Below are 22,172 nucleotides of genomic sequence, written 5' to 3' on the forward strand. Positions count from 1 at the left end.
ATCGGTACCAAATATTTAAATTTATAAGCAAAATTCCTTTTAAATGAGACTATTTTTTAAAAGTTTAAGCATACTTCTTATAACACTCATTTTTACTTTAAAAAGTTACGGTCAACAACAAAGTAATTCTGAGAATTTTTACAAAGACTGGACTTTAGCCAATTCACTAAGTGAAAAATCAACAGCTAACGACCTGGTTTTTATTTATAATGATTCCCTTTCAAGCGAATATATAAACGGAAAAAAAAGAATAATCATTGCTCTTCCCCCAACTTATTTTAATTCAACAGAAAAGAATTACCCAGTACTCTATCTTATGGATGGCCAAAATCTTTTTGATTCAAATACATCTTTTGCAGGTGAATGGAATGCAGACAAATCTTTAGAAAACACTCAGTCAGATATCATTATTGTAGGAATTGACAATGGTGGAGAAGAGCGAATCAATGACTATACTCCAAGATCACATGAAAAATATGGTGGCGGAAATGGCAGAAATTATTTGAAATTCATTAATAACGAAGTTAAACCTCTTATAGATAAAAAACTTAGGACTAACCCCGGCAGAAATCACACCTACATTGGAGGAAGTTCACTGGGTGGTTTGATTAGCTTGTATGCAATCATAAATCACGAAGAACAATACAGTAAAGGAATTATTTTTTCCCCTTCATTCTGGTTTGATGAAAAAATCATGGAGGAGTTAATTGAATGGCAGCCAAAAGAAAACGTTAAGCTTTTTATGCTTGTAGGTGGTAAAGAAGGAGAAACCATGGTACCCGACACCGAAAAAGCCTATGAAATTTTAAAGCAAAAGGAAAATGTATTCGTCAGGCACATTACAGATCCTGAAGGAGAACATAAAGAAATTTTCTGGAACAAATATTTTGAGCAGGCATTAGAGTTTTTAAAATAAAAAAACCCTCAATAGGAAGATCCAATTGAGGGTACCACACATAAAAGAAACCAAAAAAAACTAATCGTTATTTTTACCACGGCTCGTTTTAGCTTCATCAGCTACAATCTCACCGTTTTTAATTTTTTTAATAATTACCTGCTTTTTCTCATATGCAGCTTTTGCTGCTTCGAAATAATTTATATTTTCTACTTCCTTTTCTTTTGATTTTTTAATCTCAGAATTCGAAGCTTCATTTCCACCATCAGGTGTTGCCTGACCATTTGCGCTATCCTGGGCCTTTAAACCACAAAATGAAATAATTCCCATTAAAACGATTCCAAAAATTTTCTTAATCATAATAAACTTCCTTTCTGTTATACTTTGAACAATTTAGCTGGTCAGGGAATAATACAAATGTATACATTCCCGCAGATTTAAAAACGCGGCTATTACCTGATATATTACATGTGTTAACATTTAAAAAAGAAACTAAAAGATTTCACTATCCGGGAAAATGATAGATATATCATGGGAAATGTTTTATTAAAAAAGGTATTTTTGCTGCAAATCGGAAATAATTAAATAATTATGCCTCAATATGATCATAAGGCCATAGAGGCCAGATGGAAAAAATTCTGGAAAGAAAACAAAACTTATCAGGTTACTGAAGACACTTCAAAACCAAAGTTCTATGCACTAGACATGTTTCCCTATCCTTCAGGAGCAGGATTGCATGTCGGTCACCCGCTAGGGTATATTGCATCAGATATAGTAGCCAGATATAAAAGAAATAAAGGATACAATGTGTTGCATCCTATGGGGTTTGACTCTTTTGGCTTACCTGCTGAGCAATATGCCATTCAAACCGGTCAGCACCCGGCAATCACTACTGCTAAAAACATCAAAAGATATAAAGAGCAGCTTGAAAATATAGGCTTTAGCTATGATATGTCCAGGGAAGTTCAAACCAGTTCTCCGGATTATTATAAATGGACACAATGGATCTTCATGCAATTATTCAATCATTACTATGATAATGATGAGGACAAAGCTGTTCCTGTAAGTGTTCTGGAAGAAAAATTATTGCAATCAGGTTCGGCGGGAGTTAATGCTACCTGTGATGAAGATACCCCTCATATTTCTGCTGAGGAATGGCAGAAGATGGATGAAGCAGAGCAGCAGAAATATCTTTTGCATTACCGATTAACCTTTCTTTCTGATGCTGTGGTAAACTGGTGTCCGGGTCTGGGAACAGTTCTTGCCAATGATGAGGTTAAAGACGGTGTTTCCGAAAGAGGTGGCTTCCCTGTCGAAAGAAAAAAAATGCAGCAGTGGAGTATGCGTATCACTGCTTATGCAGATAGATTGCTAAATGGTCTTGAAACTATCGACTGGCCAGAGGCTGTGAAGGAAATGCAGAAGAACTGGATCGGTAAAAGTATCGGTGCCCAGGTATCTTTTGACCTTGAAAAATCTGATCATGAAATAAAAGTTTTTACTACCCGTGTTGATACCATCTATGGTGTTACATTTCTAGTGCTCGCTCCGGAAAGTGAGATCATCGATGATATCGTGACTGATGATCAAAAGGAAGAAGTTTCCAGCTATGTTGAGGAAGCTAAGAACCGATCTGAGAGAGAACGAATGTCTGATGTGAAGAACATCTCCGGAGTTTTCACAGGAGCTTACGCCTTACATCCTTTTACCGGCGAAAAAGTTCCGGTATGGATTGCTGACTATGTATTAGGCGGCTATGGTACAGGGGCAGTAATGGCGGTACCTTCAGGTGACCAGCGCGATTATGAATTTGCTAATCATTTTGATCTCCCTATAGTTAAGATAATTGATTCCCAGGATATTTCTGAAACTGCTGATGCAACTAAAGAAGGGAAGATGGTCAACTCAGGCTTCCTGGATGGACTTTCAGTGCCAGAGGCAACTAAAAAGGCAATAGAAGTACTTGAGGATAAAGGAAAAGGCTTTGCAAAGGTAAATTACCGTATGCGTGATGCTGTATTCAGCAGACAGCGATACTGGGGAGAACCAATACCTGTATATTTTAAGGATGACATTCCTTACCTAATCGATGAAAGTGAACTTCCGTTAGAACTTCCGGAAGTAGATAAATACTTACCGACTGAAGATGGAGAACCACCTCTGGCGAGAGCTGAAGACTGGAAAACTCCTGAAGGATACGAGTATGAAAAAAGTACTATGCCCGGTTGGGCAGGTTCAAGCTGGTATTTATTCAGATATATGGATCCTAAAAACGAGGATGCCCTGGCTGATAAAGAAAAGCTTAAATACTGGGAAAACGTAGATCTTTACATCGGAGGTTCAGAACATGCAACCGGCCATTTATTATACAGCCGATTCTGGACTAAATTCCTGAAAGACATTGGATACTTAACTGTTGAAGAGCCATTTAAGAAGCTAATCAACCAGGGAATGATCCAGGGAAGATCTAATTTTGTGTATAGAGTAAAAGATTCAAATAAGTTCGTTTCTCTAAACCTAAAAGACGAATATGATGTAGCAGCTATGCACGTTGATGTGTCTTTAGTTCACGGAAACGATGAATTAGACATCGAAGCTTTTAAGAAGTGGAGACCGGATCTTGCTGGTGCAGAATTTATCCTGGAAGACGGTAAGTACATCTGTGGATGGGAAGTAGAAAAAATGTCAAAGAGTAAGTACAATGTTGTAAACCCTGATGATATCATCGAGCAATATGGTGCTGATACGCTTAGAATGTATGAGATGTTCCTTGGACCACTTGAGCAATTCAAACCATGGAATACTCATGGTATTGATGGTGTGGCTAAATTCTTAAGGAAATTCTGGAGGCTATATTTTAATGATGAAGGTGAGCTAATTGTCACTGATGACACTGCCGACAAAAAGGCGCTCAAAGTAACTCACGGTACTATTAAAAAGACTATTGAGGATATCGAAAGACTTTCATTCAATACAGTAGTAAGTGCCTTTATGATCTGCGCTAATGAGTTAACAAGCATGAAGTGTCACAGCAGGGAGGCACTTGAGCCTTTAGTTGTTGCATTATCTCCATTTGCTCCTCACATCTGTGAAGAAATATGGGCAGGATTAGGACATAAAGAAAGTGTTACAAAAGCTGAATTCCCTTCATACATTGAAAGCTACCTGGTTGAAGACAGTCACGAGTATCCGATCATGGTCAATGGTAAAATGAGAACAAAGATTTCATTTTCGCTTGACACACCAGTTCCGGAAATGGAGGCGACAGTTAAAGCAAATGACATTGTTCAGAAATGGCTTGACGGAAAGGATCCCAAAAAGATCATCGTTGTGCCGAAGAAGATCATCAACGTAGTAGTTTAAAGCAAAGCTGAATTAATCTATGACTAGTCCTGAATAAACGTTACAGTTTTTACAAGGATAAATAATTAAGTAGCATCGCACAATTTTGCGGTGCTATTTTTTTTATAGGTTCTTATTTTAATTTTTTCTTGTCCATGCATAAATTCTGGAGTCTTCATATAGCAGCTGTAATGAGGACGTTCTCTGTTATAAATATCAATAGATTGTTTGATCAATTTATTCATTAGAACTATATCATTTACCAGTATGCCCTTAATAAATTCTTGCTTTAAAATACCATTCACTCGTTCTGCAATAGCATTTTGGTAGGGATCATACTTTTCTGTCATACTACACAACAGATTACCTTTATCAAGTTCCTTTTGGTAATCATCACAACAGTATTGCAAACCTCGGTCTGAATGATGAATTAGTTCTCGATCATAATACTTTCTATTTTTAATCGCTTGTTTTAATGCCTTGATTGCCCCTTGCGCATGGAGGCTGTTAGATACATTAAACCCCATTATTTTCTTTGAATAAGCATCTGTCACCAGAGATAGATACATTGGATTTTGTCGGTTCCCTATATAGGTAATATCACTAACCCACAACTGCTCGGGCCTATTAAGGGTTAAGTTCTCAACCAAGTTGCGATGTTTTCTGAATCTATGATGGGAGTCGGTCGTGATGTGGTATTGCCGTTTTGGGAGTATTTGCATGTGATTAGCTTTCATAATGGCAAACAACCGGTCTCTACCAACCCCAAGTTCCCGAAGCTCATCATAAAGCTTTTCGTAGAGCTTTCTTGTGCCTAATTCAGACATTCTCATCCGCACTTGTTGAACCTTTTTCTCTACTACAGAAGCTGTTTCTCTTCTTTTAGCCTCAGATTTCTTTGCTCGATAATAAACCTGCCTACTCTTCCCAAACAATCTACAGGTAGCTGTTAAGCTTTCTTTGTACTGTTCTTTGAATCGTTCGATTGTTCGGGTGAGTACTTTTTTCTAATAGGAATCTTTAGCTCTTCTTCTGCAATATCGATCATCATATCAAAGAAAATAGCCTTTTTATCAGTAAACTCTAGTTTCTTTTCCAATGAAGCTTTCTGTTTCTCCAAGAGCTTGACTTTTTGTTCAAGCTCCAATAATTTCTGTTCTGGGCTCTTTGACAAGTTTAAATGGGTTTTGTTGTACCAATCAAAGGTACCATATTTTCTTAACCAATTTGTAATGGTAGAGTGAGATTGTATTCCATACTTCCTTGATGCGGCTCTTATGCCAAGCTCTCCTCTTTCTATCTCTTCGACCACTGATAATTTAAAAGTGTAACTGTAGTCTTTTTGTGTTCGCTTAACGTGCTGGTTCTCATCTTTTTGCTTCATAACATTACTTTTTGTGTAACGCTATTTCAGGACGAGACACTAACCACAAATAAAAACCCCTGCCTCAAATGAAGCCGGGGTTTATTTTTATGCTTAATTCTTTATTTAATGGACATTAGCCATCCATCGCTTCATCAGAGGAGCGATGATTAATGCAATCAACGCGGCTCCAAATGAATAATATGCTATCAGTTCAAATCCATCTGCATAGACCGGAAGAGATACTACCGGATCGATTTCCTGGCCAGGGTTTTCTTCAATTGCCAATTGCTTGGCGACGAATCCCACAACCTGGAACGCAAAAGCAGAAGACAGGAACCATACACCCATCATGAAAGCTACGAACTTAGCAGGTGATAGATCTGTGATCTTGGCTAATCCAACAGGTGACATAAATAATTCGCCGGCAGAAATCAATAAATACATGATTAATAAATAAGCCATTGGCACCATACCTGCATTAGCACTTCCTCTCGAAAGTGAAAGAATATAAAAACCAACACCCAGTAAAGCTAATCCCATAGCAAACTTAAATGGAGTTCGTGGATTTGCATTGCGTTTACTTAAAACACCCCATAATCCTGACATTGGAATGGACAATAAAATTATAAATGCCGGATTTATAAAATTCGTTTGTGCTGCATTAAGCCAAACTAAATCAACATTTCGATCTGCAAATAAAGTTAAAACAGAACCACTTAGTTCATGGAATCCCCAAAATACCGTCATGAAAATTGTTAGCAGCACAGCTGAAATCAGCTTCAACTTAGCTTCCAGATTAACCTGGTAAATAATCCATACTATATATGCAAGAACAATTATCCCCAACAATCTGAATAATACATTCACAATAGTAACTTCACCAAAAAATGGCTCTAAGAAGCCTAAGTAATTAAAGCTTGATAAAAGGTAAGCTATCAAAGGAACAGCTAAAAATGAGAGTATAACGACCCAATGCCCTGCCTTAATACCAAATGTCTTTTTATCGATCAATCGGTCCTCAGGTGGCATCCCTTTATCTCCGAAAACTCCTTGCTTCATACCTACATAAAAGAATAATAATCCGGCTAACATTCCAATACCGGCTAATCCAAACCCATAGTGGTATCCGAATTCAGCTGCCAGATACCCACATAACAATGGAGAAGCCAAAGCACCAATATTGATACCCATATAAAAAATGGTAAATCCTTTATCCTTACGAACATCTCCGGTTTCATAAAGTGTGCCGACAAAAGTCGAAATATTAGGTTTAAAGAAACCGTTTCCAACAATTATAAATGCAAGCGCCAGATAGAATAAAATATTGTCCTCAAAGGCCAGAACAAAGTGACCGATAGCCATAAGAATACCTCCAAGCATTATGGAATTCCGGTATCCCATTATTTTATCTGCCAGTCGACCTCCAATAACAGGAGTAGCATAGACCAGAGATCCATAAGAAGAGTACACAATAGCTGCAACAGCATCCTTAGCCTGAATGGCATCAAATACTTTTTCAACCATGTAGAGCGTAAGTAACGCCCGCATTCCATAAAAACTAAATCTTTCCCACAGTTCGGCGAAGAAGAGATAAAATAACCCTTTCGGGTGGCCAAACAATTCATTTTCCTTTGCAGAAGACGTATTGCCCAGGGGTTCTGCTGATTGACTCATAGGTTTATGTTAAGTTTTTCTTTTTTCAAAAAATCGGATAAATCTACAACCCGATCAGTGAAATAACAACTTTAGTAGCTACAAGGTGGTTGATTGGTATAAAATAACAGTTTTATTTTCCATGTTAGTTAATTAATTTTTAGCTTTGCGAAAACGATTGAAATCAACAATAACCCTTATTTAATCAAAATAGCAATGGTAGAATACGGCTTGAAATCAACGGTCTCTGGCATAGACAAATATGACATTGACCGGGCAGGACAGGTTTTTTGGAATTTAACCCCCGCAGAATTAGTCGAACACGCCTTAAATAATGACGAAGGCAAACTGACTGACACCGGAGCATTAATGTGTGACACCGGAAAATTCACCGGACGTTCTCCAAAGGATCGTTTTGTTGTTGAAGATGAAAAAACTAAAGATTCTGTATGGTGGGGAGATATCAACATCCCTATTTCTCCGGATCACTTTGACAAGATCTACAAAAAGATGATCGCCAATCTTGAAGGCAAAAACCTATATGTCAGAGATGCATTCGCCGGAGCTGACCCTCGATACAGGCTAAACCTTAGAGTCATCAACACAAAGGCATGGCAGAACCTGTTTTGTAACAATATGTTCATGAGACCTGAGAGAAGCGAACTTGAAGGTTTCGATCCGAATTTCACTATCATTTGCGATCCCGATTTTAAAGCTGATCCTTCATCAGATGGCACTCGCCAGGAAAACTTCGCTATTATCAATTTCACAAAAAGAATGATTCTTATCGGAGGAACTGCTTATGCCGGAGAAATGAAAAAAGGTATTTTTTCTGTACTGAATTTCATTCTTCCTCATGACGAAAATGTCCTGTCTATGCACTGCTCGGCTAATATGAGCATGGATGAAACTGATACGGCAATCTTCTTCGGGCTTTCGGGAACAGGTAAAACTACTCTTTCTGCAGACCCTGAAAGACATCTTATCGGTGATGATGAGCACGGGTGGACTGATAACGGAGTTTTTAACTTCGAAGGTGGATGCTATGCCAAAGTGATCGATCTGACGCGTGAAAAAGAACCTGAGATCTGGGATGCAATTAAATTTGGTGCAATTGTAGAAAATACAAGGTTCAAAGAAGGTACCCGAACTGTTGATTACGAAAACACTTCAGTTACTGAAAATACCAGGACTGCCTACCCGATTCATCATATAGCTAATGCTAAGATCCCTTCGATGGGTGGTATCCCTAAAAATATATTCTTCCTGACTTGTGATGCTTTTGGTGTGTTACCACCAATCTCAAGGCTTTCTAAAGGTCAGGCAATGTTCCATTTCATTTCTGGTTACACAGCCAAAGTAGCTGGCACAGAAGCTGGAATTACAGAACCACAATCTGCCTTTTCAGCATGTTTTGGTGCTCCGTTCCTTCCTCTACATCCAACTAAATATGCAGAAATGCTGGGCGAGAAAATGGAAAAATACGATGTGAATGTATGGCTGGTTAACACAGGATGGAGCGGCGGCCCTTATGGAGTAGGCTCAAGAATGAAACTTCCATATACCAGAGCAATGATCACTGCTGCACTTAATGGAACACTTGCAAAAAGTGATTTTGTTAAGCATGGTATCTTTGGTTGCGAAATGCCAACTTCCTGTCCTAATGTTCCTGATGAAGTTCTGGACCCTAGAAAAACCTGGGAGGATAAAGATGCTTATGATGAAAAAGCAAATAACCTGGCTTCAATGTTCATAAAGAACTTCGATAAATATTCAGACTTCGCAAATGACGAAATCATGGCAGGAGCTCCTGTAACAGGTGAAAAAGTAAAATAATCTGTGAAATTTATACTCAAAAAAAAAGGGACCGAATCGGTCCCTTTTTTTATTATAATGCTATAAATAAAGGAACAAAACTCTAAAATCCTGTTCCTTTACAAGTTAACTGATTAATTCATCTGTAATGAATAGGTGTTATTTACAAGGTCTAAAGTAACAGTATAGTTACCTGCTTCACTTACCTGGATATTATCTCCACCAGCATCAAGACTTCCATCAGCCCCAGAGTCGCCATAATTTAGAGCCCAATCATCATTGGCTCGGAATTTCATTTCACCTGCTTCCAGATCTCCAGTCCATGTCCAGATTTGTCTCTGTCCATCATAAGACATATTATGATCATCAACCCAACCAGCATCTCCATATGGAGGTGTAGCAGAACCAATTATACCCCAGTCGTTCGCTTCTGTTAACTCGATAGTCAAATTAGCTGCATCAACAACTACATTATACACACCTGCAGGAACAGAGAAGTTACCACCTGATGGATCAAGAGTTCCCGTAAACCCTTCAGTAGTTGAAGTTAAAGATCCACCCCATGAATTATCCCAGCTTGGAGCAGGAGTGATCTTAAATTCAACAGGATCACCACCATCAAATCGAATTATATTCTCGTAGATATCATTAAAACCATAAGAATACAATCTGCCATTTTCTCCTCCCGGATTCCATCCCTGGTAAGCACCGGGAACGTAATACATCGGATAGTCTATCAAAGTTTCATAAGGAGTAACTGTATATGAGTTAACAGCTGAATACAACGTATCAACATCAGGAACTACCGTTGAATATACCCTGGCATAAATAGTAGCCTGCTGATCAATAGGTAGATCCCATGCTAATAAAGTAGCATTCAAATCACTCACCTTTACATCTGCTGACAAATCATTTGTCGTTGCTAACGTAGAAAATTCACTGAAACTCTCATCAGGAGAGATTTGAATGAAATACGATGATGCTGAGCTAAATCCTAAATCTGCAGCTGACCATTCAAATGTCAACGTATCACCTGCATTTTCTTTGGTGAACTCAAGATTACCCTCAGCTGGTGAAATCAATGAAGGAGCTGTTGGCTGATCGCTAATCACCACTTCATCAAAATCTTCTTCGCAGGCTACAAATGTTATTGCAGCCATTAAAAACACTAATATTTTATATGTACTTTTCATGTTATTTGCATTTAAGTTCATTAATAACCCGGATTTTGTTCCAAATTAGGATTAGCAGCTATATCAGAAGCCGGAATAGGAAAAAGAAGATATTTATTATCAGTTGCTCTTCCCTCCTGAATTCCACCTTTCCATGGCCACACATAATCCGCAGATGTAAACACTCCGAACCTTATTAAATCAGTTCTTCTATGGCACTCCCAGGCTAATTCTCTGGCTCTTTCATCAAGAATAAAATCTAATGTTAGTCCGTCCTGAGCAATATTACCAGAAGCGTCCCCGTAAGCTCTTTCTCTTAGTGCATTCACATACCCAAGAGCTTCAGATGTAGTTCCACCTGATCCACCTCTTAAAACAGCTTCTGCATACATTAAGTAGATATCAGCTAAACGGAAAATCGGGAAATCTGTATCCGTAAAAGTCAGGTCAGATCCAGGTTGACCGCCAGATGTAATATTCTTCCATTTAGAAACGGCATAACCATCTGTAAAGGTACTAAGGTCTGCTATTTCAAGCGACTGACCCTCAGTAAAGAATAATGCTCTGGAATCAGAATCGCCAGATATATCATCAAACTTATTTACGAATGCAGAAGTTGTTCTCAGTCCGGCCCAACCTCCGTCGATTCCAAAAGCAGAAGCACTCATATCACCTCCTACGGCAGCATGAATTATAAAAGTCGTACCACCAAAAGATTGAGTATTTTGGCCATCAAAAGCTACTCTGAAAATAAATTCACCAACATCCTGGTTGTCAGCAAGAAACATTTCCTGAAAATCAGGATGCAAGGTATAACCTGCATTAATTACTTTATTACAATAAGTAATACACTCAGTATACATACCAGTACCTGTGTAAACTTCTGCATTTAGGTATAGTTTAGCAAGTAAAGACCATACCGCAGCTCTGTCAGCTCTGGCAAATTCATTTGACATTGGTGCGATCATTTGCTCCTCGATTGCTAGAAGCTCTGATTCAACATATTCAAAAACCTCTTCTCTTGATGCTTGTCTTGGAAGGAAAGCTCCAACATTATCTTCTTCTGTTACAAATGGAATGTCTCCGAAAAGATCAAGTGCATGCCAGTAACTTAACGCTCTTAAGAATCGTGCTTCCGCTCTGAAATTAGCAATAGTTTCTACATCAGTAATACCTCTTTCAGCAAGTTTATCAGTAGAAGATTGTCTCAAAAATTCATTAATCAAAACTATTTGATAATAAATACGAGAGTACATTCCTCTGATAAATACATCATTTGCACCCCAATCATGATTGTGAAAATCTTTTATTGTCTGATCATTCCATGCAATTACAGCTTCATCAGTAGTTAATTCCTGATGGTAATAATACTGTCTCAGATAAGATGAAAACCCTTCATCTATACCAGCAATATCTCCTTGTCCCGCAGGACCTTGCTGACCAGTAAGTGCTAACCCCCCATAGATCTTAGCTAAGACCTGCTTGTAGGATTCTACATCTGTAAAAACCGTTTCTGCAGTTTCTTCGTCCGGATCTATCGGCACTACATTCAGGTCGTCTACACAAGAAGTCATATAGACAACCAACCCGATAAATAATATAAATATATTTTTTTTCATTGTCTTAGTATTTAATGTCTCTACAATTATAAGTTCACACCTATTCCAATTAAGAATGTTCTTGGTCTAGGATAGAAATTATTATCTATACCACCATCAACTTCCGGATCTAATCCAGAGTATTTCGTTATTACAAACGCATTTTGTACAGTGAAATTAGCATACATTCCTAACTTATCAGAAATTAAATTCCCGAAGTCATAGCTCAAAGTCATGTTATCCATTCTGAAGAATGAAGCATCTTCAAGATAGAACGATGATAAATATTGAGGCTGTAAAAATCCAGATTCATAAAAATAAGGGGATACATTATTCAGATATCCTGTAGAATTGTAAACATTAGCTAATTGCCCATATTGCGAAGCTACGTTGTTATAAACGTGGTTTCCAATATTCATTCTGGCATTAAAAGAGAATGTTAGATTTTTATAATTAAGCATTGAACTGAATCCAAAGTATGCGTCAGGCGCAGGATCTTCACGTCTGATTCGATCCAGGTCATTTATTATTCCATCACCATTTTGGTCAACATATAGCCCCTCGATTGGAACTCCGCTATTATTGTAAACTTGCTCGTAAACGAAGAATGTATTTCTAGGGTGCCCTGTACTGTGAATTTGGACAGTATTTCCTACACCTCCTCCTATACCACCAACAAACACTCCTAAATAATCAGGATTATCTACTGCGGTCAGGTTAGTGATTTCATTATCATTATAGGTAAAATTCACACCAGCGTCCCATCTGAATTTCCCAGTGTTAACTACCACTGCATTCACAGCTAGTTCCACACCACGGTTTTCCAGACTACCAATGTTTGTTAAAAGTTCATTAGTGAAATTTGTTCCCTGAGGAATTGGAATACTATTTAACAGGTCGGTACTTTCTTTATAATAAAAATCAAGGCTACCGGTAATTCTGTCTTCCAGGAATCCAAAGTCAATACCCGCATTCCAGGTTGCTGTTTCTTCCCATTTCAGATTTGCATCATATCCTTCAAACCTGGTAGTCCTATAAAATTCATTACCTAATTGATATCTTGCTCGGGGCCCACTGGTTGTCACACGTGCAAGGGCTGGGTATCGCGATAACACATTCTGCTGTCCGATCTCACCGTAACCTAATCTCAATTTTAATTGTGAGATGGTTTCATTGTCAACAAGGAAATCTTCCTGATCGATTTTCCATGCAAAAGCTCCTGAAAGGAAATTACCCCATCTGTTTTCTTCGCTAAAACGAGAAGATCCATCTCTACGATAAGTAGCTGTAAAAACATATCTGTCTTTTAATGTATAATTTAAACGGCCATAAAAAGAGATAAGAAATGCTTCACTTTTATCAATCCTTAGTGAATCTTTTACATTTTCTTCTGTAGCATCATATACAGTATTTGAGTTTTCATTGTAGAAATGCTGGTAAGAATAACCACCAAGAACTTCTATTTTACTGTCAATCGACTCTAAATCTTTTGTATAGTTCAGGTAAAACTCCAGGATTTCATCCCTTGTTTCTCCTTCATAGTTATTAGTCGTTCCATTTCCGAATTCGTCATCTATCGCATAACTCGCATCCGCTGAAACAAATTCTGTACCATCTGTCTTAGATCTGTCTAAACCAAGATTTAAATTAGCTTTTAATTCCGGTAAAAAATGGAATTTATAAGTAATATTCGCATTTGTTGTAATGCGGTTTACAGCTGCTGAGTTATTAGTTTGCTCAAGTAATGCAACTGGGTTAGTTGGTGCAATAGTAATTGGACGAGATGGATTTGAAGGCTGTTGCCAGTAGTAATAACCTCCCCACTGTCCATCAGAAACTCTAACAGGTTGAGTCGGATCAAATGTTACAGCAGATCCAATAGCACCTTGATTAGCAAATCTATTATCTACCCAAGAGCTTTTAAAGTTAATATCAAATTTCAAATGATCATCTAATAAAGAAGGATCGAAATTTGCACCAATGGCTTTTCTTTCAAAATTAGAAGTTCTTAAAATACCATCCTGGTTAGAATAATTAAAAGAAAGCCTGAATGGTGTATCAAATTTGGAACCTGATAATGAAACATTGTGTTCTGTTCCGATAGCAGTATCATAAATTTCATCCTGCCAGTCAGTATTTTCATTTCCTAATAAATCCAATGCATCATCCGGAATATTACCAAACGACACCTGGTTATTTATCAATTCTCTGTATTCATCCGAAGATAATACATCAGCAGTATTTGGAACTGTATAAATTGATACGTTACCATCATAAGAGATACTTAATGGAGCATCCTTTCCACCACTTTTAGTAGTGATCATAATAACTCCGTTTGCTGCTCTTGATCCGTAAATCGCAGCAGCTGAAGCATCCTTTAGAACTGTAAATGATTCAATGTCATTCGGGTTAATTGTACTTAACGGGTTTCTCATCCCGGCAATACCCGATTCTCCTAATGGAACACCATCGACAACGATCAATGGATCATTACTTGCTGATAGCGAAGAACCACCACGAATTCTGATAGTTGAACCAGACCCTGGTGCACCACCGTTGGTAGTAACCTGAACACCAGGAAGTCTACCTACAATAAGATCCTGAGGCGAAACCATCGCTCCTTTATTAAAATCTTCTTCCTCTATAGCGCCCACGGAACCAGTCACGTCTTCCTTTTCCTGAGTACCATAACCAATTACAACTACTTCAGACAAAGATTGGATATCTTCAGCCAAAGTCATATCAATAGTAGTTCTGCCATTTACCGGCACTTCTTCTTTTACAAATCCTATTGATGAAAATACAAGAATGGCATCACCTGGTAGAGTTACCGAATAATTACCATTAACGTCTGTCACTGCTCCATTATTTGTCCCCTTTTCGATGACATTCACTGCAGGCAAAGGCTGACCGTTAAAATCAGTTACTGTACCTGAAACAGTAATGGATTGTGCTTGAATGGTAGTAAAAGACATTAAGCCAATTACAACAATTGCGAAGCACGTTAACTTTTGATAAAGCTGCTTCATAGATTATGTTTATTTAGGTTATCAGTTAAAAACACGTATAAATTAATTTTTCTTATTAAAACAGATATTTATCTATCTATAATTCCAGTTTTTCTAAAATGCTTATCAAAAATTGAAAAATTTCTAATAAATAAAGCTCCAGACACATACTTCTCGAAAACGTTTGCAATTAAAATATTCTTGAAAAAAGGCCTCTAAAGCTTCTGAAAACGGTTTTTTTATGTGATTCTTGATAAGCATCTATACCAATTATAAATAAATCTATCTCCTAAAAACAAAGATTATTTTACTTTTTTTAACAATTACGAAACACAAATAGCATATTGTTAACAATTACATTAAATAAAATATTTAATTTTCATGAAAGCTATTGAAATACAAACAGTTAACTCAAAAGAAATACAACTTGTTTCGAAAACGATTCCGGAAACTTCAGAAGATGAAATTTTAATTAAAGGACTTGCTGCAGCTTTAAATCACCGGGATGAATATATCCGTGAAGGTTTATATCCAGGAATTAAAGATGGAGTAACCCTGGGGTCTGATCTTTGCGGAATTGTCATTGAAGCAAAAAAAGACAATAGCCTGATTAATAAACGTGTGATCGTTAACCCTAACCGTCAATGGGGAGATTCAGAAAAGGTTCAGTCAAAAGATTTTCATATCATGGGATTGCCACATAACGGTGCTTTAGCTGAATATTGTAAAGTTCCAGCAGATAAGATTTTTCCTGCTCCTGATTTTTTAACCGATGAGGAATGTGCTGCTTTACCTTTAGGTGGGTTAACAGCATACAGAGCTCTGTTCTATCATGGGAAAGCCGAAAAAGGACAGAAAGTATTGATCACAGGAATTGGCGGAGGAGTAGCACAATTTGCCTGCCAATTTGCTATCGCACTGGGATGTGAAGTATATGTTACTTCCAGTAGTGAACAGAAAGCTAAAAAAATGATAGATCTTGGAGCCAAACAGTCTTTTAATTACAAAGAAGAAAACTGGCATAAAGAACTGGTTAAAGAAACGAATGGTGGTGTAGACCTGGTAATTGATTCTGCAGGTGGTGAACAAATGAATAAATATATAAAGGCCACTAAACCGGGAGGGAAAATTGTATTTTACGGGGCCAGCGCAGGTAAAACCAATAAATTTGACCTCCATTCAGCATTCTGGAAACAACTAACCATCCAGGGATCAACCATGGGTAGTGACAATGAATTTGAGAAAATGCTCGATTTTGTAAACAAACACCAGATACACCCGATTATAGATAGTGAAGGCTTCAATCTCGACAATGCCATAGAAGCCTTCGATAAAATGAAGTCCGGAAAGCAATTCGGCAAATTAGTGATTAACTTAAAAGAAAATTAATCCTGATCGAACTGCCAGTTAGTATATGCATTGCGCAATTCGGCCAGAGTTTTAAGATCTCCCTGTATTTGGGCCAGTTTTATGCCCTCTTCGAAGATCTCAGAAGTTCTGTCCGGATCAGTATCCATAAAAAAATGTGCTGCATGATAATACGTTGGCAGATACTCAGGAAATGTTTTTAGAAGCTTAACGAAATATTCTTCGGCTTCGGCACGATTTTCATCCAAATACTCGAGTGCCAATGCATAGTAGTTAAATGGATCGGAAGAATCTTCTTTAATATAGGTTTTCAGCAACTCTATGCGTTGTTTATTCATGGTTTTAAGTTTTATTATAACGTTTGAATGAGTATATTCGTGCGAAAATAGTATGTATTCATAACAAATTTTATTCTGTATAAATATGAAAATACTGGTTTGTATAACACACGTACCCGATACAACTTCAAAAATCAGTTTTACTGATAACAATACCAAATTTGATTCATCGGGGGTGCAATATATCATCGGACCATATGATGATTATGCACTGGCTAGAGCAGTTGAACTGAAAGAATCTAACGGAGCAACTGTTACTGTATTAAATGTTGGAACTTCTGAAACAGAACCAACAATCAGAAAAGCATTAGCAATTGGTGCTGATGATGCGATCAGAGTTGATGCATTCCCTGAGAATGGTCATTTCGTAGCTGAGCAAATTGCACATATTGCAAAAGAAAACAATTACGATCTTATTCTTATGGGTCGTGAGTCGATTGATTATAATGGTGGTGCTGTTCACGGCATGGTTGGTGAAATGCTGGGATTACCTTCATTATCTCCGGTGATGACTCTTGACATCGAAGGCAATACTGCTAAGATGACCAGAGAGATCGAAGGCGGTAAGGAGTATGTCGAAGCAGATCTTCCTTTCGTTGCTGGTTGCCAGGAGCCTATCGCAGAGTGGAAAATCCCTAACATGCGAGGTATCATGACAGCTAGAACTAAACCACTTAACGTAGTTGAGGCTGTGGACACCACGGAGAAAACAGAACTTAAAAACTACGAGCTTCCACCTGAGAAAGGTGATTGCAAGATGGTAGATCCTGACAATGTAGAAGAGTTAGTTGATCTATTAAAAAACGAAGCTAAAGTACTTTAATCAATCAAAAGAGAATTAATTATGTCATCTATATTAGTATTTGCAGAAAGTACAGACGGAAAATTCAAAAAGACATCCAGGGAAGCGGTAAGTTATGCTGCTGAAATGGGAGGTGATGTTACTGCCGTTGCTTTTGGAGATATTGAGCAGTCTGAACTTGAATCATTAGGAAACAATGGAGCCGGAAAAGTTTTACACGCCGGTGACGACAAATTAAACCAGGGTGTGATCCAGGCTTACGCTACAGCTTTGGCTCAGGCAGTTGAGCAAACTGGTTCCGAGATCGTAGTGATGTCTAAATCATCTTTAGGTGATGCTATTGCTGCACGATTAGCAGCTAAAATTGGAGCTGCCCTTGCTGGGAACGTAGTCAGCCTTCCAGACACATCTAATGGTTTTGTAGTAAAAAGAAGTATCTACACTAACAAGGCCTTTGTTAACGTGGATATGAAAGAAGGTAAAAAAATCATTGCTGTTAAGAAAAATGCAGTAGCAATCAAAGAAGACGGTGGAAGTGCAACAGTTGAAAGCTTCTCTCCTGATCTTGGCGATTCTGATTTCGCTGTAAAAATCACAAAAACTGAAAAAGCTGAAGGAGACATCCTTCTTCCCGAGGCTGACCTTGTAGTTTCCGGTGGTAGAGGTCTTAAAGGACCTGAAAACTGGGATATGATTGAAGAACTTGCTGGTGAGCTTGGAGCAGCGACAGGATGTAGTAAACCTGTATCGGATATGGGATGGAGACCGCATCACGAACATGTCGGTCAAACAGGTGTAAAAGTCGCACCTTCCTTGTATATTGCGATAGGAATCAGTGGAGCTATTCAGCACCTTGCTGGTGTGAATGCTTCTAAAGTGCTGGTTGCCATAAACAAAGACCCGGAAGCACCTTTCTTCAAGGCCGCTGATTATGGTATTGTCGGAGATGCTTTTGAGGTAGTACCAAAATTGATTGATGCTGTCAAAGCTTCTAATGACTAAATAATCATATATCTGTGGATAATAGAATACGACTGGAAATACTTGGATTATCATCGAGTCAATCGCAAAGCGGCTCATTCGCACTTGTATTAGGTGAAGTTGGAGGCAACCGACGCCTTCCGATTATCATCGGAATGCCAGAAGCTCAGGCTATTGCTATTGAAATTGAAAAGATAACTCCAAACAGGCCCATGACACACGACCTGTTTAAGTCGTTTGCCCATAGTTTTGATTTCTCTGTTGACTCAATTACCATCAGCGAATTAAAAGAGGGTGTATTCTATGCAAAAATTGTTTGTCGCAATGAATCAAAAGCAGTAGAAATTGACGCCAGGCCTTCTGATGCTATTGCTATCGGCCTACGCTTTGATGTCCCTATTTTTACCTATGAGCAAATCATGGAAGAGGCAGGTATCGAGCTAACCGAGGAAGCTGATGAAGAAATGTCTGAAGCAAAAAAAGACAAAACTAAGTCTACTGCTGAAAAAAGCAAACCATTCACAGATCGTCTTAAGGATTTTTCAATGGACAAGCTAAAAGAGATGCTTGACAAGGCGCTATCAGACGAAAGTTATGAAGAAGCAGCCAAAATCCGCGACGAAATAAACAGAAGAAATTGATTGATAATCAATAAATTTATAAACCTTTTGACAAAAGCCTTTCCATCTTTGGAGAGGCTTTTTTATTTTTGGCCAAATTTTTAATTTTTTATGGATATTCTCAGAGCCGCATTTGGCATTTTGGTTCTTCTTGGTATTGGATTTTTATTTTCGCGAAATAAAAAAGCGATAGACTGGAAAATTGTCGGGATAGGAATAGCATTGCAAATCCTTTTTGGGTTGTTAATTGCTGAGGTTGAAATCGTAACCAAGATCTTTAGAGGAGTATCCTATGCATTTGTTAAATTTCTGGATTATGCCGGTGAAGGAGCCTATTTCCTTTTTGGAGGATTAGCCAAAAACAGTTACGAAGATGCCTCTGCAGGCCATCAACTGGGGTTTATTTTTGCTTTCCAGGTATTACCAACAATAATCTTTTTCTCAGCTGTATCCAGTGGTCTTTACTACCTGGGTATCCTTCAAAAAATTGTTTATGGAATCGCCTGGGTGATGTCTAAAACCATGCGGCTTTCTGGAGCTGAATCTTTATCTGCAGCTGGAAACATTTTTCTTGGACAAACTGAAGCACCTCTTCTTGTTCGTCCATTTATAAAGAATATGACCCAGTCGGAATTAATGTGTCTGATGACTGGTGGTATGGCAACAATGGCCGGAGCTGTTCTTGCGGCTTATGTAAAGCTTCTTGGAGGAGATAGTATCGAGCTACAAACTCAATATGCATCTTACCTGCTATCTGCATCATTCATGAATGCTCCAGCAGCTATTGTGATGTCTAAGATCTTTGTTCCGGAAACAAACCCGGAAAGTATTGATACTGAACTAAGGGTTAACAAAGAAAATATCGGAGTAAATCTTGTCGATGCACTTTCGCAAGGTACCAGTGTGGGACTTAAGCTAGCTGCAAATGTCGGAGCCATGCTACTGGCGTTTATTGCGATAATTTATGCACTTAATGGATTGCTTGTCGGTGTGATCGGTGATTACACTGGCCTTAACCAATACGTAATCGAATCTACGAATGGAAGCTTTGATGGCTTCTCGTTACAATATATCCTGGGACAAATATTTAGAGTATTTGCATGGGTAATTGGAGTTCCATGGGAAGATACCTTGCAGGTTGGTAGTTTGTTGGGACAGAAAACAGTAATCAACGAATTCATTGCCTATGATAACCTGGCAAAAAGTTTAGGTGGAGAAAATCCACTAACTGGAAAATCATTGATTATTGCAACTTATGTTCTTTGCGGGTTTTCGAATTTCAGTTCAATAGCCATACAGGTAGGAGGTATTGGTTCGCTTGCTCCTAATCAACAAGGAAATTTATCTAAATTAGGTTTTCAGGCACTTTTTGCTGCTACAATCGCTTGTATGCTAACTGCAACGATCGCCGGTGCATTGATCACTAAATAACCTTTTTTGGCATTGTACATTCATTGGTTTAATTTGGTCATCAATTAAACCAGACTAACTATGCTTGTAAAAGACTTTCGATACATATACCTTTTTGTTTTCCTTATTTCTTTTTTTCCTGTACGCAGGATACAACGACGGTTGATGAACAGATAGTTGCAGAGGGAAGCTACGAAATGGATAGTAGCTTTTTTTCGACACAGCTTTTTGAAGATGTTCAAATGGCTGCTGTTTATCCTGACTCTAAAACCTTTGCGGATGCAATTCCTTTGAATCCAATTCCTACTATTCTTGATATTTACGAAGAAAATAAGAATGATGAGAATTTTAATTTGAAGTCTTTTGTTGCTGACAACTTTAAATCTCCCGACAAGCCTGCTTCAGGATTTGTTTCTGATACATCACTAAGTGTAAATGAACACATTACCAAACTCTGGCCGGTACTTACCAGAGAAGAAGAAAACCAACCGGAAGCAGGTTCATTAATCCCCCTGCCCTATGATTATGTAGTTCCCGGAGGAAGGTTCGGGGAGATCTATTACTGGGACTCTTATTTTACCATGCTCGGTCTTGTAGCAGACCAGAAGGAAAGCACAGTCCGAAATATGGTAAACAATTTTAGCTATCTCTTAAATAACCAGGGGTTTATTCCAAATGGAAACAGAACATACTTTCTTGGTAGAAGTCAACCACCATTTTACTCTTTAATGGTCAGGCTGGTTCATGAAAATTACGGTGATAGTATCTCCAAATACCTTCCTCAGCTTTTAAAAGAATATAATTACTGGACCAAGGGCTCATCTGCTTTGATAAATGTGGGTGAACGGTACAGATCGCCCGTAAAAATCGCTGATGGCCTTATATTAAACAGGTATTTTGATACGAAAACCGGTCCACGACCTGAATCTTTTAAAGAAGATGTATATCTGATGAAACAATCAGGCAGAGAGGCTAAAGATCTTTACGCGGATGTCCGTGCGGCATGTGCATCGGGATGGGATTTCAGTAGTCGTTGGTTTGCTGATAGAGAAACTATGGCAACCATTGAAACGAGCAAAATAGTTCCTGTTGACCTGAATGCTTTACTCTTTCATCTTGAGCTGATGATCAGTAAAGGATTTGATGAATTAGAAAATGGAGATAGAGCAGAGGAATATGCTGAGAAAGCCGAAATCAGAAAAGATGCAATAAGGGAATACTTCTGGGATGAGAAACAGCAAATCTTTTCCGATTACCATATAGACAGTGGTACAGTTACCGGCAAGAAGACCCTAGCCATGGCGTTTCCACTTTACTTCGAAATAGCCACTCCCGACCAGGCTGAAAAGGTGAAAAACGTATTGATGAGTGAATTTTTAAAAGAAGGAGGATTTACTACTACCTTGGTAAACAGCGGCGAACAATGGGATGCACCAAATGGCTGGGCTCCTCTGCAATGGATAACGATACAAGGATTGAAGAACTATGGCTTTCATGCGGAAGCTAATGAGGCGAAAAAGCGATGGATAAATCGAAATAAGGAAGTATTTAAGAGAACCGGCAAGATGGTGGAGAAATATGTCGTTACCGGCCAAGTCGAAGAAGCCGGTGGTGGTGAATATCCCTTACAGGATGGTTTTGGATGGTCTAATGGAGTTTATAAGGCTTTAACGACTCAGGAATGATATGATGATCCATTTGCACGCACTGGTGCAAGCCACCACTGGCGCAAGCGTCTCGCTTGTGCCCAAATTCAGCACTTGGATAATTGCAAATTAATCCGGATCACAGATCCTATGATAAC

17 protein-coding genes are annotated in these 22,172 nt (G+C 38.3%); 9 read left to right on the forward strand and 8 right to left on the reverse strand.

Annotated features, from left to right (window positions below; translation table 11 throughout):
• Positions 1-43: 43 nt before the first annotated feature.
• Positions 44-916: an alpha/beta hydrolase gene (locus DCC35_RS14840; RefSeq protein ID WP_137091545.1), complete on the forward strand. Its 873-nt coding sequence runs from the start codon at positions 44-46 to the stop codon at positions 914-916.
• A 60-nt stretch (positions 917-976) separates the two neighbouring features.
• On the opposite strand, the gene DCC35_RS14845 is transcribed toward DCC35_RS14840, so the two are convergent.
• A complete protein-coding gene (locus DCC35_RS14845; protein ID WP_137091546.1) occupies positions 977-1,255 on the reverse strand; it encodes a hypothetical protein in 279 nt (92 codons plus the stop codon).
• Between the two features lie 231 nt (positions 1,256-1,486).
• Between DCC35_RS14845 and leuS the strand changes: the two genes are divergently transcribed.
• Complete coding sequence (gene leuS, locus DCC35_RS14850; protein ID WP_137091547.1) at positions 1,487-4,258, forward strand: leucine--tRNA ligase; 2,772 nt, start codon at positions 1,487-1,489, stop codon at positions 4,256-4,258.
• Positions 4,259-4,323: 65 nt separating this feature from the next.
• On the opposite strand, the gene DCC35_RS14855 is transcribed toward leuS, so the two are convergent.
• From DCC35_RS14855 to DCC35_RS14860, 3 genes are all read right to left on the reverse strand, one after another.
• Positions 4,324-5,172: an IS3 family transposase gene (locus DCC35_RS14855; protein ID WP_246070037.1), complete on the reverse strand. Its 849-nt coding sequence runs from the start codon at positions 5,170-5,172 to the stop codon at positions 4,324-4,326.
• Positions 5,173-5,186: 14 nt separating this feature from the next.
• Positions 5,187-5,621, reverse strand: coding sequence for a helix-turn-helix domain-containing protein (locus DCC35_RS21025; RefSeq protein WP_217495808.1), 435 nt, complete (start codon positions 5,619-5,621; stop codon positions 5,187-5,189).
• A gap of 105 nt (positions 5,622-5,726) precedes the next feature.
• Positions 5,727-7,277, reverse strand: coding sequence for a peptide MFS transporter (locus tag DCC35_RS14860; protein WP_137091548.1), 1,551 nt, complete (start codon positions 7,275-7,277; stop codon positions 5,727-5,729).
• 195 nt (positions 7,278-7,472) lie between these two features.
• Between DCC35_RS14860 and pckA the strand changes: the two genes are divergently transcribed.
• The gene (gene pckA / locus DCC35_RS14865; protein WP_137091549.1) at positions 7,473-9,092 is read left to right on the forward strand and encodes a phosphoenolpyruvate carboxykinase (ATP); all 1,620 of its coding nucleotides are present in this window, start codon (positions 7,473-7,475) and stop codon (positions 9,090-9,092) included.
• A gap of 113 nt (positions 9,093-9,205) precedes the next feature.
• Here the strand turns inward: pckA and DCC35_RS14870 are convergent, their stop codons facing one another.
• Genes DCC35_RS14870 through DCC35_RS14880 form a run of 3 tightly spaced genes read right to left on the reverse strand, consistent with a single transcriptional unit; the run spans position 9,206 to position 14,870 of the window.
• A complete protein-coding gene (locus tag DCC35_RS14870; RefSeq protein ID WP_175402833.1) occupies positions 9,206-10,264 on the reverse strand; it encodes a SusE domain-containing protein in 1,059 nt (352 codons plus the stop codon).
• 20 nt (positions 10,265-10,284) lie between these two features.
• Positions 10,285-11,862 carry a RagB/SusD family nutrient uptake outer membrane protein gene (locus DCC35_RS14875; RefSeq protein WP_137091551.1) on the reverse strand — a complete coding sequence of 526 codons (1,578 nt, stop codon included), beginning with the start codon at positions 11,860-11,862 and terminating at the stop codon, positions 10,285-10,287.
• A gap of 26 nt (positions 11,863-11,888) precedes the next feature.
• Complete coding sequence (locus DCC35_RS14880; protein WP_137091552.1) at positions 11,889-14,870, reverse strand: SusC/RagA family TonB-linked outer membrane protein; 2,982 nt, start codon at positions 14,868-14,870, stop codon at positions 11,889-11,891.
• Between the two features lie 360 nt (positions 14,871-15,230).
• On the opposite strand from DCC35_RS14880, the gene DCC35_RS14885 reads away from it, so the two are divergent.
• Positions 15,231-16,238, forward strand: a complete 1,008-nt coding sequence (locus DCC35_RS14885) for a quinone oxidoreductase family protein (protein ID WP_137091553.1) — start codon at positions 15,231-15,233, stop codon at positions 16,236-16,238.
• Here DCC35_RS14885 and DCC35_RS14890 read toward each other — a convergent pair.
• Complete coding sequence (locus DCC35_RS14890) at positions 16,235-16,555, reverse strand: tetratricopeptide repeat protein (protein ID WP_137091554.1); 321 nt, start codon at positions 16,553-16,555, stop codon at positions 16,235-16,237. The genes DCC35_RS14885 and DCC35_RS14890 overlap by 4 nt on opposite strands.
• Before the next feature lie 85 nt (positions 16,556-16,640).
• Here DCC35_RS14890 and DCC35_RS14895 point away from each other — a divergent pair, with 85 nt between their 5' ends.
• The 5 genes from DCC35_RS14895 (at position 16,641) to treF (ending at position 22,053) form a co-directional block, all read left to right on the forward strand.
• Positions 16,641-17,378 carry an electron transfer flavoprotein subunit beta/FixA family protein gene (locus tag DCC35_RS14895; RefSeq protein WP_137091555.1) on the forward strand — a complete coding sequence of 246 codons (738 nt, stop codon included), beginning with the start codon at positions 16,641-16,643 and terminating at the stop codon, positions 17,376-17,378.
• A gap of 21 nt (positions 17,379-17,399) precedes the next feature.
• Positions 17,400-18,359, forward strand: a complete 960-nt coding sequence (locus DCC35_RS14900) for an electron transfer flavoprotein subunit alpha/FixB family protein (RefSeq protein WP_137091556.1) — start codon at positions 17,400-17,402, stop codon at positions 18,357-18,359.
• Positions 18,360-18,373: 14 nt separating this feature from the next.
• Complete coding sequence (locus tag DCC35_RS14905; RefSeq protein WP_137091557.1) at positions 18,374-18,979, forward strand: bifunctional nuclease family protein; 606 nt, start codon at positions 18,374-18,376, stop codon at positions 18,977-18,979.
• Between the two features lie 90 nt (positions 18,980-19,069).
• Positions 19,070-20,389, forward strand: coding sequence for a NupC/NupG family nucleoside CNT transporter (locus DCC35_RS14910; RefSeq protein WP_137091558.1), 1,320 nt, complete (start codon positions 19,070-19,072; stop codon positions 20,387-20,389).
• A 176-nt stretch (positions 20,390-20,565) separates the two neighbouring features.
• A complete protein-coding gene (gene treF / locus DCC35_RS14915) occupies positions 20,566-22,053 on the forward strand; it encodes an alpha,alpha-trehalase TreF (RefSeq protein ID WP_137091559.1) in 1,488 nt (495 codons plus the stop codon).
• The last annotated feature ends 119 nt before the right edge of the window (positions 22,054-22,172 follow it).

The organism is Mangrovivirga cuniculi, assembly GCF_005166025.1.
GTDB lineage: Bacteria > Bacteroidota > Bacteroidia > Cytophagales > Cyclobacteriaceae > Mangrovivirga > Mangrovivirga cuniculi.

Coding starts and splice junctions, on each gene's coding strand:
- DCC35_RS14840 (WP_137091545.1), top strand. CDS start 44: ATGAGACTATTTTTTAAAAGTTTAAGCATACTTCTTATAACACTCATT.
- DCC35_RS14845 (WP_137091546.1), bottom strand. CDS start 1,255: ATGATTAAGAAAATTTTTGGAATCGTTTTAATGGGAATTATTTCATTT.
- leuS (WP_137091547.1), top strand. CDS start 1,487: ATGCCTCAATATGATCATAAGGCCATAGAGGCCAGATGGAAAAAATTC.
- DCC35_RS21025 (WP_217495808.1), bottom strand. CDS start 5,621: ATGAAGCAAAAAGATGAGAACCAGCACGTTAAGCGAACACAAAAAGAC.
- DCC35_RS14860 (WP_137091548.1), bottom strand. CDS start 7,277: ATGAGTCAATCAGCAGAACCCCTGGGCAATACGTCTTCTGCAAAGGAA.
- pckA (WP_137091549.1), top strand. CDS start 7,473: ATGGTAGAATACGGCTTGAAATCAACGGTCTCTGGCATAGACAAATAT.
- DCC35_RS14870 (WP_175402833.1), bottom strand. CDS start 10,264: ATGAAAAGTACATATAAAATATTAGTGTTTTTAATGGCTGCAATAACA.
- DCC35_RS14875 (WP_137091551.1), bottom strand. CDS start 11,862: ATGAAAAAAAATATATTTATATTATTTATCGGGTTGGTTGTCTATATG.
- DCC35_RS14880 (WP_137091552.1), bottom strand. CDS start 14,870: ATGAAGCAGCTTTATCAAAAGTTAACGTGCTTCGCAATTGTTGTAATT.
- DCC35_RS14885 (WP_137091553.1), top strand. CDS start 15,231: ATGAAAGCTATTGAAATACAAACAGTTAACTCAAAAGAAATACAACTT.
- DCC35_RS14890 (WP_137091554.1), bottom strand. CDS start 16,555: ATGAATAAACAACGCATAGAGTTGCTGAAAACCTATATTAAAGAAGAT.
- DCC35_RS14895 (WP_137091555.1), top strand. CDS start 16,641: ATGAAAATACTGGTTTGTATAACACACGTACCCGATACAACTTCAAAA.
- DCC35_RS14900 (WP_137091556.1), top strand. CDS start 17,400: ATGTCATCTATATTAGTATTTGCAGAAAGTACAGACGGAAAATTCAAA.
- DCC35_RS14910 (WP_137091558.1), top strand. CDS start 19,070: ATGGATATTCTCAGAGCCGCATTTGGCATTTTGGTTCTTCTTGGTATT.
- treF (WP_137091559.1), top strand. CDS start 20,566: ATGGATAGTAGCTTTTTTTCGACACAGCTTTTTGAAGATGTTCAAATG.